Consider the following 15,327-nt stretch of genomic DNA (forward strand, 5'->3'; position numbering starts at 1 on the left):
AGGCGAACCTGCTGAACTGAAACATCTAAGTAAGCAGAGGAAGAGAAAACAAAAGTGATTCCGTAAGTAGTGGCGAGCGAACGCGGATTAGCCCAAACCAGTGTTGTTGCGGCAAGACTGGGGTTGTAGGACCACGTGATCGATTATATAAATGAATGAGAGCTGTCTGGGAAGGCAGGCCATAGAAGGTGAGAGCCCTGTATCGGTAAGCTTATATAATTGTAGTGGTATCCTGAGTAGGGGGGGACTGGAGAAATCCCCTTTGAATCTGCCGGCACCATCCGGTAAGGCTAAATACTACCAAGAGACCGATAGTGAACGAGTACTGTGAAGGAAAGGTGAAAAGTACCCTGAGTAAGGGGGTGAAAAGACCCTGAAACCATACGCTTACAAGCGGTCGGAGCCCTTTCGTGGGGTGACGGCGTGCCTTTTGCATAATGAGCCTACGAGTTACTTTCACTGGCGAGGTTAATCACGTTGACGTGAGCAGCCGGAGCGAAAGCGAGTCTGAATAGGGCGCTTAGTCAGTGGGAGTAGACGCGAAACTTTGTGATCTACCCATGAGCAGGTTGAAGCTCCGATAACACGGAGTGGAGGACCGAACCAGTTTACGTTGAAAAGTATTTGGATGACTTGTGGGTAGGGGTGAAAGGCCAATCAAACTGAGAAATAGCTCGTACTCCCCGAAATGTTTTTAGGAACAGCCTCGGGGTTAAGTTTTAAGCAGGTAAAGCTACCGATAGGACTAGGGGGAGTCAAATCCTACCAAATCCTGACGAACTCTGAATGGCTTAAAATATACCCGGGAGTGAGGGTTGGGGTGCTAAGGTCCCAATCCGAGAGGGAAAGAACCCAGACCAACAGCTAAGGTCCCAAAATCTTTACTAAGTTGAACTAAGGAAGTCTGATTGCAGTGACAGCCAGGATGTTAGCTTGGAAGCAGCTATTCATTTAAAGAGTGCGTAACAGCTCACTGGTCGAGCGAGGCGGGCATCGATAATAAACGGGCATCAAGTAAAGTACCGAAGCTTTGGATTATATTTATATACTGGTAGGGGAGCATTCTGATCTGCGGTGAAGGTGAAGCGACGAGCTTTGCTGGAGCGTTCAGAAAAGCAAATGTAGGCATGAGTAACGATAATGAGGGCGAGAAACCCTCACGCCGAAAGACTAAGGTTTCCTCAGCTATGCTAATCAACTGAGGGTTAGTCGGGGGCTAAGGGTCTAGCGAAGGCGACAACCTAATGCACAACAGGTTAATATTCCTGTACTTACTTATTGGGCAAATAGATGACGGAGATTACAGGTTACCAGATACTGACGGAATAGTGTCTTTGAGAGGCGGCAGCAATGCCAAAACGAGTGTAGTGAGTAAACTTCCAAGAAAAGTCTAGGCGTGTATAACTAATAAGTAACCCGTACCGTAAACCGACACAGGTGGTCGAGAAGAATATTCTAAGGCGCTCGAGTGAATCACGGCTAAGGAACTCGGCAAATTAACCCTGTAACTTCGGGATAAAGGGAGCCACGAGCAATCGTGGCCGCAGAGAAATGGCCCAGGCGACTGTTTAACAAAAACACATGGCTTTGCTAAATCGAAAGATGACGTATAAGGCCTGACACCTGCCCGGTGCTGGAAGGTTAAGGGGGGATGTTAGTGGCAACACGAAGCATTGAACTGAAGCCCCAGTAAACGGCGGCCGTAACTATAACGGTCCTAAGGTAGCGAAATTCCTTGTCGGGTAAGTTCCGACCTGCACGAATGGTGTAACGATCTGGGCACTGTCTCAGCCGTGAGCTCGGTGAAATTGTAGTAACGGTGAAGATGCCGTTTACCCGCAACGGGACGGAAAGACCCCATGAACCTTTACTATAGCTTAGCATTGAGTTTTGGTACTGGATGTGTAGGATAGGTGGGAGGCTGTGAGCCGGTGTCGCTAGGCATCGGGGAGCCAACGTTGAAATACCACCCTTCTTGTACTGGAATTCTAATCCCCAAAGGGGAGACATTGCTTGGTGGGTAGTTTGACTGGGGTGGTCGCCTCCAAAAGAGTAACGGAGGCTTTCAAAGGTTCCCTCAGCACGCTTGGTAACCGTGCGTAGAGTGCAATAGCAAAAGGGAGCTTGACTGTGAGACCGACAAGTCGATCAGGTACGAAAGTAGGATATAGTGATCCGGTGGTTTAGTATGGAACAGCCATCGCTCAAAGGATAAAAGGTACTCTGGGGATAACAGGCTGATCTCCCCCAAGAGCTCACATCGACGGGGAGGTTTGGCACCTCGATGTCGGCTCGTCACATCCTGGGGCTGGAGAAGGTCCCAAGGGTTCGGCTGTTCGCCGATTAAAGTGGCACGCGAGCTGGGTTCAGAACGTCGTGAGACAGTTCGGTCCCTATCTGTTGTGGGCGTAGGAATATTGACAGGTTCTGACTTTAGTACGAGAGGACCGAGTTGGACTGACCGCTGGTATATCAGTTGTTCTGCCAAGGGCATAGCTGAGTAGCCACGTCGGGACCAGATAAGCGCTGAAAGCATCTAAGTGCGAAACTGACCTGAAGATGAGTATTCCATGAAGGGTCCGTGTAGACGACACGGTCGATAGGCTACAGATGTAAAGACAGTAATGTCAAAGTCGAGTAGTACTAATTACCCGAAAGCTTACCTTTTATTAATTTACACACTGCTGTTTATTTTATCTCACAATATGGCTAAAGGCTAAAACCTTGCAAAAAGTATGGAGCCGATAGGACGGGTGTTCACCTCTTCCCATCTCGAACAGAGAAGTTAAGCCCCGCACCGCTGATGATACTGGGATCAAACCCGGGAAAGTAAGTAAGCTCCAAGTTATTACAGAAGACCTGCACGTAAGTGTGGGTCTTTTTTTATGCCCAAAAATGAGTCCGATGGGAATGAGTCCGAAGGAAATAAGGAATAGAGTAGAGAGTATAGAGCAAAGAGTAGAGATACGGCATAAAAAAGAGGCTGCCGCCTCGTTTTTTATTCATTCATGTAATATTGACCTCCGGACTAATTCCCTCCAGACTAACGACTATCGCCTCCGGACTCCCTCCCTCCAGACTAACGACTATCGCCTCCGGACTCCCTCCCTTCGGACTATCGACTGCCCACTGCCCACTGTCTACTGGCAACTGTTACACACCCCCTGAATCAACAAATTACTCTCTTGCTTCGTGAAGCCAGCAGGCAATTGAATACTAGGAATATGAACTGTTTCTAAACAGGTGGTTTGGCCACATTGATTGCACTTGAAATGTACGTGGTCGTGTTGGTGAGTATGATCTCCTTGGTGGCAGAGTTCTTTGCATATAGCGTATTTTACGCCACCATTGTCATCTAAAACTTTGTGAAGTAGGCCTTGTGTTAAAAAGGTCTTTAAGGTGCGGTATACAGTTACGCGATCGTATTGATCGCTTAATTTTTGTTCGATGTCGCCTTGGCTTAACGCAAAATCTACCGCTTGAAAGGTAGCTAGTACATCAACTCTGCAAGGGGTTGATCGAAGGTCAAAATCAGAAAGTGAATAGGATGAACTCATTTAGCCTAAATGTTCGGTTTGCAATTTGACCATATTTTGGTAAATCCCTGATTTTTTTTTCATTAATTCTTCGTGTGAACCTGATTCAACGATCTTACCCTCTTCCATAACGATGATTAAATCTGCCGAACGAATGGTCGATAAACGGTGGGCGATAATCAAGCTCGTCCGATTTTTCATGAGTTCCTCGAGAGCGGATTGTACCCATTTTTCAGATTCTGAATCGAGGGCACTGGTGGCCTCATCGAGTAATAAGAACTTAGGATTTTTTAGGATGGCGCGGGCGATGGCTATGCGCTGTCTTTGGCCACCTGATAATTTAACGCCGCGTTCACCTACCATGGTATCCCATTTCTCTGGGAATGATTCGACGAATTCTTTGGCATAGGCTAATTCGGCAGCGGATTCAATTTCTGCTTGCGTTGCCCCTGGTTTTCCATAGGCGATATTCTCCCGGATGGTTCCTCCGAAAAGTAATACTTCTTGTGGGACAAGAGCCACCATTTTACGCCATTCCGTAATGTCAATATCTGCGATGGAGCGATCTCCTAGGGAGATAGTGCCTGCGTTAGGCTCATAAAAACGCATAAATAATTGCGCTAGAGTTGATTTACCCGTTCCAGAAGTTCCTACGATGGCTACCTTTTGACCGGGTTCAATAGTAAAATTAATGCCTTTGATGATCTGAACGGATGGACGAGAAGGGTACGAGAACTCTAGGTCTTGTACCTTGATTTGCCCGAATGAGACCGCAGAAGTGGAGGAGTCATGCGTTAAATCAATCTCCGATGGATCGCCCAAAATTTCTAGGATACGATCTGAGGCACCAATGGTCTTTTGTAATTGGGCGTAGATATCTCCTAAACCTCCCACGGAACCTCCGATAAAGGCTGTGTAGAAGATGAAGGTTAATAAATCAGCAAGAATTAAATCGCCTTGGGCCACTAAAGCAGCACCGTACCAAACAACTCCCACGATTCCACCAAATAAAGCGAAGATGACAAAACTGACAAATCCCCCACGTAAGGTGGCTGCTTTCAAAGCTTCGCCTAACACCTTATTCAAAGATGTAGTATAACGATCGACTTCGTATTTCTCATTTGTAAATGCTTTAACAGCTTGAATGGACGTTAACGTTTCCTCTACGATGATGTTCGTGTTGGCGAGCTCGTCTTGTGCCTTTTTGGAGATCTTCCGAATGAATTTACCGAAAACGATTGCTGAAATAACCAATACCGGGAATGTCGCTAGCATAAATAGGGTCAGCTTCCAGGAGATATAGGTAATGAGCGCAACGCCACCCACGAGGGTGAAAACCTGACGGAAGAATTCTGCCAAGGTAATCGATAACACATCCTGTAGTTGCGTGATATCCGAGGTGATGCGGCTCATCAATTCCCCAACGCGTCTTTTCTCAAAGTGAAATATGGGCAGGGTGATAATTTTAGCGTATAATGTCTGACGAACATCGCGCATCGCTTTCTCTGAGACTTGCGCAAACGTGTATATGCGGAAGAAGGAAAGGATGGCTTGAACAATTAGGACTGCAAAGAAAAACAGGGTTACATCGTTGATCTTATAAGTTGATTTGCCTTCGATTACTTTGGTCATTTCCCCAATTAAAAGGGGGAAACTAAGGGTCGTTAGATTAGAGAGCAATAGGAAAGCCATCCCCACGATGAAGGTCCATTTGTAGGGAATGACGAATTGAAAAATTTTGATGGCCTTAGAAAGACCTTGTTTGCTGACTTTAACGGCATCTTTTGGATCTACTCCTCCGCCTATATCACCGTGTTGTTTTTTTGCCATCTTATTTTTTATCTGCTTCGCCGCGGTAGCCTGAATCGAGGAATAATCGATTCGCTTCTGGGTCAGTCAATATCTTTGCTAATGTTGTTTTGGGCTTTTGTTTCCAATAGGAATCTACGATGCGCCAACCTAACCAGCGTCCGATACTGCCTGGGCAGGCGGGACCGACTTCGGTTGTTTTGGGACGATCATCTAGGTATTTTGCCTTGACGTTTTTATCGCTACTGAATAACAATTTGCGATCGATAAAATGTTCCCAAACTTCTTTTTGGAAGGCATTTGTCTCCGCTATTTCTTGGTTTGTGTAGCCGAATAATAGACTATCAGGGACGGAAGGTAAAATCGTTTTTGTAAAAACGTAGCCTTTGCCATACCAAATCATATCGCTTAATAAACTCGCATCATTCTCTGTTTGTTTGATCAAAAAGGCAGAATATTGGAGGATCACTTGTGCCACTAAGGCTTTGGGTTCCAAACGACGCATTTGGTATTCATAGACATTGGGTGCTTTATAGAGACCACGTGATCCCATAAAGAAGTCAAGACCAATGATGATCAAGGAGTCTGAAACGACTAGGTTCTGTGCAGTATATTCGCCGCCTCCCACACCTCCGAAACCGGAAAATACCGTTCTGATTTTCGGTGTTTTAACGCCAGGGAATTCCTGTTGAATTTTGGTAAACGCTGTTTTGAGTTCTATTTCTAGTGAATCGCCACCAAAAAAGCTAGCCTCTTGACTTTGGTCATAGAATTTACGCAACGCGGGATTAGCATATAATCGATAGAGATCTTGAGCAAGAAAGGGTGCATTTTCGGTTGTAGCGCCAAAATACCCCACTGTGATCTCCGGGTATTTAGTTAACACCGCGCTCATCTCCGCATCCGATTTCACTGAGGACATTTCGCGTTCCACTCGCTGAAAATCCCACTGAATGGCCGGCGCTTCTTTTTCTGAAGAACATGACCATACTAGCAAACCGAAGAAAACTGCGTAAATAAACTTCATTATCCTAAACGAGCTAGCAGTTCTTGTAGGGACTGAATCTTTGTTTCGGCATCCGCTAATTTTTGTCTTTCACGCTCTACTAAATCCGCTTTTGCATTCGCTACGAATTTCTCGTTGGCTAATTTAGCTTCTACGGATTTTTTGAAACCTAACAAATAAACTAATTCCTTCTCTGATTCTGCCTTCACGACTGCTGGATCTTCATCGTTCGCTAGAGGAACGAAGAACTGATCCGCTTTCACGACAAAGGTTTGCGCATCTGCTACAGCATCAGCCACAAACGTGATGGATTCTAAATTTGCTAATTTGATCATAATCGCCTCTAGCGGAGCATAGGCGGCTTTATTTTCTGCTTTAATATGTAAAGCCAAAGCCAATTTAGGTGACAATTGCTTCGAATTACGGATCTCGCGAACTTTCGTAACCACTTCGAAAACTACATCGAATTGAGCGATTAATGCCGCATTAACTGGACCTGCTAATGGGAATTCCGCTTTGCAGATGGACTCTCCCGCCTTACGTTCATCGATCACCTGCCAAATTTCTTCTGTAATAAACGGCATATACGGATGCATTAAGCGCATCAAAGAATCGAATAAACCTAGCGCCGCTTGTAGCGTGTCTGCCTGTATTGGGCTTTGGTAGGCCGGTTTAATGATCTCTAAATATTTACCGCAGAAATCATCCCAAACTAACTCATATATGCTTAAAAGAGCATCCGAAATACGGAATTTGCTGAAGTGATCTTGAACGTCAATAATGGTTTGGTTTAATTTTGATTCAAACCAAGCCGTTGCTAATACGTGTTCTGGTAAAGAGGTACCTGGAACAACTTCTAGACCGCGTAAAAGTCGGAACGCATTCCAAATCTTGTTCGAGAAGTTACGCCCTTGTTCACACAATTTGTCATCAAACAATAAGTCATTCCCAGCCGGAGCGGAGAACAATAAGCCAGAGCGTACGCCATCCGCGCCGAAACGTTCGATCAGTTCCAACGGATCAGGTGAGTTTCCTAATGATTTGGACATCTTACGACCTTGCTTATCGCGCACAATACCCGTTAAATAGACATTCTTGAACGGCAATTCATCTCTCCATTCGTAACCCGCCATGATCATGCGCGCTACCCAGAAGAATAAAATATCTGGTCCAGTCACTAAGTCATTCGTAGGATAATAGTAGTTAATTTCCTCATTATCTGGGTTTTCGATACCATCAAAAACCGAGATAGGCCATAGCCAAGACGAGAACCAAGTATCCAAAACATCCGGATCCTGTGTCAAATCATCTTCTACTAAGGCATACAATTGGTATGTATCTCTTGCGATGCGCAAGGCCTCTTTTTTATCTTTCGCTACGATCACCGTGCCGTCTTCTAAATAGAAGGCAGGGATTTGCTGACCCCACCACAATTGACGGGAAATACACCAATCGCGTACATTTTCCATCCAAGAACGGTACGTATTCTTAAACTTCGCCGGGTGTAATTGAATAGTGTCATTCATGACGTTGTCCAAAGCTGGCTTCGCCATCTCCTCCATCTTCATGAACCATTGCAAGGATAGTTTGGGCTCGATTACTGCTCCCGTTCTCTCCGATGTTCCCACGGTGGATTTGTATTCTTCTGTTTTGGTCAAATAACCTTCCTCCGTTAACTGTTTCACAATGCGTTTACGCGCCTCGAAACGGTCAACTCCCACGAATAGGACGGCTTTTTCATTCAAGGTTCCATCGTCGTTTAATAGATCGATGACAGGCAACTTGTGTTTTAAACCTAACTCGTAGTCGTTCAAATCGTGAGCAGGGGTCACTTTTAAACAACCCGTTCCAAACTCCGCAGTAACGTATTCGTCAGCAATAATCGGAATTTCGCGATCAATCAAGGGGATACGAACCTTTTTGCCTTGCAAATGCAGGTAGCGCTCATCTGTCGGATTCACGCAAATGGCTGCATCCGCCATGATCGTTTCAGGGCGAGTCGTTGCAATGGTGACAAATCCAGATCCATCGCTAAGTGGATAATTGATGTAATGCAATTTGGCCTGAACGTCCTTGTAGATAACTTCTTCGTCTGATAAAGCGGTTTTTCCTTGTGGATCCCAGTTGACCATACGCACGCCACGGTAGATCAAACCTTTGTTGTATAAACGCACAAACGTGTCAATAACCGCTTGGTATAAAGAGGGTTCCATCGTGAAACGGGTACGATCCCAATCACAGGAAGCCCCTAATTTTTTCAATTGATCGAGGATGATTCCGCCGTATTTGTCCTTCCATTCGAAAGCATATTTCAAGAATTCCTCGCGAGTAATGTCGGCCTTAGAGATGCCTTTTTCCTTCAACATGGCTACTACTTTCGCCTCTGTTGCAATCGATGCGTGGTCCGTTCCCGGTACCCAACACGCCTCTTTGCCTTCCATACGTGCCTTACGAATCAAGACATCTTGAATCGTATTGTTCAACATATGGCCCATATGAAGTACCCCAGTGACGTTAGGAGGAGGAATGACGATGGTGTACGCCTCTTTGTTCGGATTAGGTTTCGAAGCAAAAAGCTTGTTTTCTAACCAGTAGGCATACCATTTTTGTTCAATTTCCTGCGGGGCGTAATTCTTATCTATCATATGTGTTCTCTAAGCCTACAAAGATAATTGATTTAGGCCAAAGGTCGAGGGTGGATTTTAAAACAATTCGCCGTAATTTTGGTTGAAATAACGTTATGATGTTAGTAGGAATTTTACTTTGGTTGGGAACCTTTCTGGGAATGGAAGGAGTAGCATGGCTTACGCACAAATACATTATGCACGGCATTATGTGGAACTGGCATGAATCGCACCACGTGCACCACAAAGATAAATTGGAGAAAAACGATCTCTTTTCAGTTGTTTTCGGGATTTCCTCCACGTTGACGATTATCGTAGGTGCTGAAATTCCTGCCTACTGGCCGCTATTTTACATCGGATTAGGGATTGCAACCTATGGCATCTTCTATTTCATCTTTCACGATATCATCGTGCACCGCCGCATCAAAATCAAGTACAAAGCCGGTTCTGCGTATATGAAGCGCATTATGAAAGCACATTATGTGCACCACGAAGTGCACACAAAAAAAGGCGCAGAGGCTTTTGGCTTCCTCTACGCCCCTAAAAAATACCAATAAACTTATTTTACGAATCCTACACCGACGGTTGAATTCGAGAATTCATCGATCAGGATAAAGGCTCCATTCGCTGGATTGGCCGCATATTGATCTGCGCTAATCGGTTGTGCCGTGCGCAACGCAATTGTCCCAATTTCATTTAATTTCAAGGTATCCACGCCTTGGGTAGACGTTTGAGTCGCTACATCTAGACGTTCAGTAATTTGAGAGATTTTGGCCTTCGTAATATTGATTCCGTGTTGTAATAAGTAGGTCTTACCTGGGCTTAATGCTGTGTGATCTAACCAGCATACTTGTGCTGAAAAATCTTTCAATGCCGGAGCATTTTCCTCCGATGCTAATACAAGCGTGTTTCCGCGCGATATATCCACATCTGTCGTTAACGTAATCGTCACAGAATCCCCTGCGATAGCCTGCGATAATTTAGTATCAAACTTTTCAATCGTCGCAATCGTACTTTCTTGTCCCGTAGGCAAAACGCGAATGGCATCACCCACTTTGAACGTACCAGAGCTGATTTTTCCGGCATAGCCACGGAAGTCGTGGTAGGCCTCGGTCATCGGTCTCACGACAAATTGAACGGGGAAACGAGCCGGAGCGTGTGCTAAAGTAGAGGCATATTCGAAGGCTTCTAATTCGCCTAACAATGTATTGCCGCTAAACCAGGGCATTTCACTTGCTTTTTGCGTGATGTTTTGGCCGTACAAAGAGGAAATAGGCAAGAAGCTGATTTCTTGTCCCACGAAAGTGGTCTGTGCGACTAATTCCGCCAAGCTGTCTTTTATCGCATTGAACGTGGATTCTTGGTATTGGACTAAGTCCATCTTGTTCACACAAATGATCACTTTGGGGATACGCAACATCGCGGCGATCGATAAGTGACGCGCTGTTTGTTCCACGACTCCTTGGCGGGCATCCACTAAGATGAGGGAAACCTTCGCGTTCGAAGCCCCTGTCACCATGTTGCGGGTATATTCCACGTGACCTGGCGTGTCCGCGATGATGTATTTGCGGGTAGGCGTGGAGAAATAAATATTCGCCACATCGATGGTGATTCCTTGCTCGCGTTCTGCGATGAGGCCGTCGGTTAATAAGGAAAGATCTAGAAAGTCGAGTCCCTTGCGTTTAGATGCGCTTTCTAAGGCTTCTATTTTATCTTTGGTAATCGAATTTGTCTCGTATAACAGGCGACCGATTAAGGTACTTTTTCCATCATCAACGGAACCTGCGGTAGCTATGCGTAAAATATCCATGTGTTCTTGTCTCTGATTGAATTAAAAATACCCTTGTTGTTTTCTCTTTTCCATCGCCGCCTCCGAACGTTTGTCGTCAATGCGCGCGCCTCGTTCCGAAATTTCGGCAGAAAGAATCTCTTCAATGATCACATCGATATCCGTTGCATCAGAAGCCACAGCTGCGGTGCAGGTCATATCGCCCACCGTTCTGAAACGAACAGTCGCCTCGAATGGGATCTCATCTGCTTCTTTGTTCAAGTACTCAGAATCTGCCCAAAGCATTCCATCTCGCTCAATGACCTGGCGTTGATGTGAATAGTAGATACTTGGGATCTCCATCTTCTCTTCTTTAATGTAGTTCCAAACATCTAATTCCGTCCAGTTCGAAATAGGAAACACGCGCACATTTTCTCCCACTGCGATGCGGCCGTTGAGCATATCGAATAATTCGGGTCTTTGGCGTTTTGCATCCCATTGCCCAAAATCATCGCGCACCGAAAAAATACGTTCTTTCGCTCTCGCTTTTTCCTCATCTCGTCTTGCTCCACCAATACATGCATCGAATTTGAATTCTTCAATCGTATCTAAAAGCGTTACCGTTTGAAGTACGTTGCGTGAGGCATATTTTCCTGACTCTTCCGTCGCTTTTCCTTGGTTGATGGAATCTTGTACATAACGGACAATTAATTCGGCTCCCGTTTCTTTGGCTAACCAATCGCGGAATTCAATCGTCTCAGGGAAGTTGTGTCCTGTATCGATATGAACCAAAGGGAAGGGAATTTTACCTGGGAAGAAAGCCTTTTGGGCTAAACGAACCAAGGTAATGGAATCCTTTCCACCCGAGAAAAGTAAAGCAGGGCGCTCAAATTGCGCTGCCACTTCCCGTAGGATGTAGATGGATTCATCCTCTAGTTGGCGAGGGAAATGACCGATTTTGTCTTGTATTGTCTGCATAACTTAGGCGTGTAAACCACATTCTTTTTGGGAATTCTCCCACCACCAACGGCCCGCACGGGGATGTTCTCCCTCCGAAATGGCTCGCGTACACGGAGCGCAGCCGATGGAGATGAACCCTTTCTTGTGCAAGGGGTTTTGGGGAATTTTATGTTCTTGTAAGTAATTTTCAAGTTGGCTGAAACTCCAATCAATTAAGGGGTTAATCTTCCACAATTGACGGTTTTCATCCCATTCTATGATGGGCATATCAGCTCTATTATCTGATTGTTCGGCCCTTAAACCGGTAATCCACACTTTCGCTCCTTGCAAGGCACGATTTAATGGCTCCATTTTTCGAACAAAACAGCATTCTTTTCGGTTCTCTACAGAGGTATAGAAGGAGTTAAATCCTTTTTCTGCCACTAAGGTTTCCACCGCGGAGGTGTTAGGGAAAAAGGTTTGGAGCGAAATGCCGTATTTTTTAATCGTCAAATCCATTAACTCGTAGGATTCTTGGAACTGACGTCCGGTATCCAGCGTGAAAATCTCGATGGCCGATTTTGTGCTAGCAATGGCCTGGGTAATTGCCTGATCTTCTTGACCAAAAGAGGTAGAGAAAACAAGGCGTTCACCTGCAAAATAGGAGGCAATGAACTGAATTCGTTCTGGCAATGATCTGGATAGTAATTCCTTTTCGAGCGTTTTGAGATGCATTTTGTCCTATTTTTTACAAAGGTACATATTGTCTATTGAATAACTATACTAATAAATAAAAAAAATAATTCCTAAATTGGGTTTTATGCGCATAGGATCAGAGATTTTATTGGATAGTCCTTATCACGAGGAGGAGGAAAATGTATTAGATCTTCGAAATCTGCGAAATCTCGTGCGCCATGGGGAAGGTTTGCGCTTGGAGTTCAAAATGAAAGTCAAGTTCCCAGAAAAGATTATCAAGGAACTGGTAGCCTTCGCTAACACTGAAGGAGGTCATTTATTCGTAGGTGTCAGCGATGCGGGGGTGATTGAAGGAGTGAAGTTCGCGGAGGAAGAGCAATTCTTGCTAGAGCGCGCCATTGAGAAGTACTGTTTTCCCGTCTTTACTTACCGAGCTTACCGTATCCGCTTGGATAATGGCCGGGAAGTTTTGGTCTATCAAGTCTATGAAAGCGTGGACAAACCCCATTTTGTTCAATTAGATACAGATCCACATCCCATCTGCTATGTACGAGTAAAGGACCGTACCATTCAGGCGAGCAAAGAAATGAAGCAAATTTTACGTCGCCAAAACGATGACGGCATCAGCTTCGCCTACGGAGACATCGAACGATTTCTATTAGATTTTGTCCGTCAGAACGGCCAAATAACATTGGCTGAATTAGCCCAAGAAGCCCAAATCCCTACCTGGCTAGCCGCCAGAAAGTTAGTCCTGTTAGTGCTGGCAAGGGTGCTGAAAATCGAGCCCGGGGAATCGTTTGACACCTACCGCTTAAATTAATTTCACAGGACATTCATTATCAGGAAATTAAATCTATATTTGCATCCGTTTCTTGAAATATTTCAAGAAAACAGATGCAAATAGTACAATTTTGTGCATTAATTGTATTTATTTTTTAGACTAAACAAAGCCGCTTGATAAGACTGTTACTCCCTAGAGATTAAAAATGGAACACAAACACAAAAGTAAAGCCACCGCAGCTGGTCTATTGGTAGCGATGGGGATTATTTACGGGGACATTGGAACTTCTCCTTTGTATGTAATGCAATCAATCATCGGAGATAATCCGATTAATTCACTAACCGTTTTAGGCGGATTGTCTTGTATTTTTTGGACGTTGACCTTACAGACAACTTTAAAGTATGTGATTTTAATTTTACGGGCAGATAACAAGGGTGAAGGCGGAATCTTTGCCCTTTTTGCGTTAGTAAGACGCCACGCAAAGTGGTTAACCTTGCCAGCCATTATCGGTGGAGCCACCTTGTTAGCGGATGGTATTATTACTCCGCCTATCTCGGTTTCCTCCGCGATTGAAGGATTAAAAATGTTGCATCATAAAGATGGGACTCCCTTCGTGACGGATACTGTGCCTCTCGTAATTGTGATTTTATCTGGTTTATTTATTTTTCAAATCTTTGGAACCAAGGTAGTAGGAAAGCTTTTTGGGCCCATCATGTTATTGTGGTTCTCGATGTTAGGGCTGACAGGTTTGATTTGGATCGGCCAGGATTGGTCGATTTTTAGAGCCCTATCTCCTGTATATGCTTGGGAGTTATTAACAACGCATCAATCGGGTACGGCTGGTTTTTGGACCTTAGGAGCCGTATTTTTATGTACGACTGGAGCTGAGGCCTTGTATTCAGATTTAGGCCACTGCGGAAAAGAGAATATTCGCATTAGCTGGGTTTTTGTCAAGATTGCCTTGATTCTACAGTATTTCGGGCAAGGGGCCTGGTTATTAGCCCACGAAGGAGATTTGCTGGGTGTTCGCAAACCGATTTTTGAATTATTGCCGCGTGAATTCTTATTCACGGGTATTATGGTGGCGACAGCGGCAGCGGTGATCGCTTCGCAAGCCTTGATTTCGGGTTCATTTACCTTGATTTCCGAGGCGATTCGCTTGAATTTTTGGCCGCGCGTACGTTTGGTCTATCCATCTGACCAAAAAGGGCAAATTTATGTTCCTTCTATTAACATCATGTTGTGGTTAGGTTGTGTGGGAGTCGTGTTGTGGTTCAAAGAATCAGCTAACATGGAGGCGGCGTATGGTCTTGCTATTACCATGACGATGTTAATGACAACTTCATTGATGGCTTACTACTTGCACATCAAGAAAGTGGATATGTGGTGGATAGTCTTGTTCTTAGCCGTTTATGTGTCCTTAGAAGGATCTTTCCTAGTAGCAAACTTGCAAAAATTCTGGCACGGAGGGTATGTTTCCTTGTTCATTGCCGGCGTTATAATCATCATTATGTGGGTGTGGTTTAGAGCGACGCGCATTAAGAAAAAATTAACCGAATACGAGAAGTTATCGGATTATATCGAGCCTTTGAAGGACTTGAGTCAAGACGAAACAATTCCTAAATACGCGACGCACTTAGTCTTTATGTCAAATGCCGGGCGAGTGACGGATATCGAATCGAAGATTATTTATTCAATTTTCCAAAGACGTCCGAAGCGTGCAGATATCTATTGGTTCGTCCACGTAGATACCTTGGATGATCCGTATGCGATGGATTACAAGGTGACCGTGATTGAACCAGATGACATCATTAAAGTAAACTTTAAGTTAGGCTTCAAGGTAGAGCAACGTATTAACCTGTATTTCCGCAAGGTAGTAGAGGAAATGGTGGCCCGTGGGGAAGTGGATATCACGTCTCGTTACAAGTCATTGAATGAACAAAATGTGATTGGTGACTTCCGTTTTGTGGTGTTGGAAAAATTCCTCTCATTCGATAACGATTTACCTTTATTAGACCGAATGGTGATGAAGGCCTATTTCTTCGTGAAGCAGTTTACGCATTCGGAGGACAAATACTTTGGCTTGGATTCAGATGCGGTTAAACTGGAAAAGGTGCCATTAATTATCAAGCCTATTACTAAATGCAACTTGAGACGTATTGAATAAG

Annotated in this window: 10 protein-coding genes and 2 rRNA genes; 5 read left to right on the forward strand and 7 right to left on the reverse strand. The window is 44.7% G+C overall.

Going from position 1 to position 15,327, the window contains the following annotated elements:
• A 23S ribosomal RNA gene (locus SKC35_RS00005) occupies nucleotides 1-2,667 on the forward strand; the annotation flags it as partial.
• 67 nt (nucleotides 2,668-2,734) lie between these two features.
• Nucleotides 2,735-2,846, forward strand: a 5S ribosomal RNA gene (gene rrf / locus SKC35_RS00010).
• Nucleotides 2,847-3,140: 294 nt separating this feature from the next.
• On the opposite strand, the gene SKC35_RS00015 is transcribed toward rrf, so the two are convergent.
• From SKC35_RS00015 to SKC35_RS00030, 4 genes are read right to left on the reverse strand one after another with little or no spacing between them, the layout of a single operon-like run.
• Entirely contained in the window at nucleotides 3,141-3,557 is a 417-nt protein-coding gene (locus SKC35_RS00015; RefSeq protein WP_377977468.1) for a Fur family transcriptional regulator, read from the reverse strand.
• Nucleotides 3,558-5,366, reverse strand: coding sequence for an ABC transporter ATP-binding protein (locus SKC35_RS00020; protein ID WP_377977469.1), 1,809 nt, complete (start codon nucleotides 5,364-5,366; stop codon nucleotides 3,558-3,560). It abuts the gene before it with no gap.
• Nucleotide 5,367: 1 nt separating this feature from the next.
• Complete coding sequence (locus SKC35_RS00025; RefSeq protein WP_377977470.1) at nucleotides 5,368-6,372, reverse strand: gliding motility protein GldB-related protein; 1,005 nt, start codon at nucleotides 6,370-6,372, stop codon at nucleotides 5,368-5,370.
• On the reverse strand, nucleotides 6,372-8,996 hold the full coding sequence (locus tag SKC35_RS00030) for a valine--tRNA ligase (protein WP_377977471.1): 2,625 nt from the start codon (nucleotides 8,994-8,996) through the stop codon (nucleotides 6,372-6,374). The genes SKC35_RS00025 and SKC35_RS00030 overlap by 1 nt, the downstream gene beginning before the upstream one ends.
• Before the next feature lie 98 nt (nucleotides 8,997-9,094).
• On the opposite strand from SKC35_RS00030, the gene SKC35_RS00035 reads away from it, so the two are divergent.
• On the forward strand, nucleotides 9,095-9,532 hold the full coding sequence (locus tag SKC35_RS00035; protein WP_377978393.1) for a sterol desaturase family protein: 438 nt from the start codon (nucleotides 9,095-9,097) through the stop codon (nucleotides 9,530-9,532).
• 2 nt (nucleotides 9,533-9,534) lie between these two features.
• Here SKC35_RS00035 and SKC35_RS00040 read toward each other — a convergent pair whose 3' ends face one another.
• From SKC35_RS00040 to SKC35_RS00050, 3 genes are read right to left on the reverse strand one after another with little or no spacing between them, the layout of a single operon-like run.
• Nucleotides 9,535-10,785 carry a sulfate adenylyltransferase subunit 1 gene (locus SKC35_RS00040; RefSeq protein WP_377977472.1) on the reverse strand — a complete coding sequence of 417 codons (1,251 nt, stop codon included), beginning with the start codon at nucleotides 10,783-10,785 and terminating at the stop codon, nucleotides 9,535-9,537.
• A gap of 21 nt (nucleotides 10,786-10,806) precedes the next feature.
• On the reverse strand, nucleotides 10,807-11,721 hold the full coding sequence (gene cysD / locus SKC35_RS00045) for a sulfate adenylyltransferase subunit CysD (RefSeq protein WP_130895891.1): 915 nt from the start codon (nucleotides 11,719-11,721) through the stop codon (nucleotides 10,807-10,809).
• Between the two features lie 3 nt (nucleotides 11,722-11,724).
• On the reverse strand, nucleotides 11,725-12,417 hold the full coding sequence (locus SKC35_RS00050; RefSeq protein WP_377977473.1) for a phosphoadenylyl-sulfate reductase: 693 nt from the start codon (nucleotides 12,415-12,417) through the stop codon (nucleotides 11,725-11,727).
• An 85-nt stretch (nucleotides 12,418-12,502) separates the two neighbouring features.
• Here SKC35_RS00050 and SKC35_RS00055 point away from each other — a divergent pair, with 85 nt between their 5' ends.
• Both SKC35_RS00055 and SKC35_RS00060 read left to right on the forward strand, forming a co-directional pair.
• Nucleotides 12,503-13,198, forward strand: coding sequence for an AlbA family DNA-binding domain-containing protein (locus SKC35_RS00055; RefSeq protein ID WP_377977474.1), 696 nt, complete (start codon nucleotides 12,503-12,505; stop codon nucleotides 13,196-13,198).
• A gap of 166 nt (nucleotides 13,199-13,364) precedes the next feature.
• On the forward strand, nucleotides 13,365-15,326 hold the full coding sequence (locus SKC35_RS00060; RefSeq protein WP_377977475.1) for a KUP/HAK/KT family potassium transporter: 1,962 nt from the start codon (nucleotides 13,365-13,367) through the stop codon (nucleotides 15,324-15,326).
• Nucleotide 15,327: the final 1 nt, after the last annotated feature.

This window comes from Aquirufa originis (assembly GCF_042714495.1).
In the GTDB taxonomy this organism is placed as follows: Bacteria; Bacteroidota; Bacteroidia; order Cytophagales; family Spirosomataceae; genus Aquirufa; species Aquirufa originis.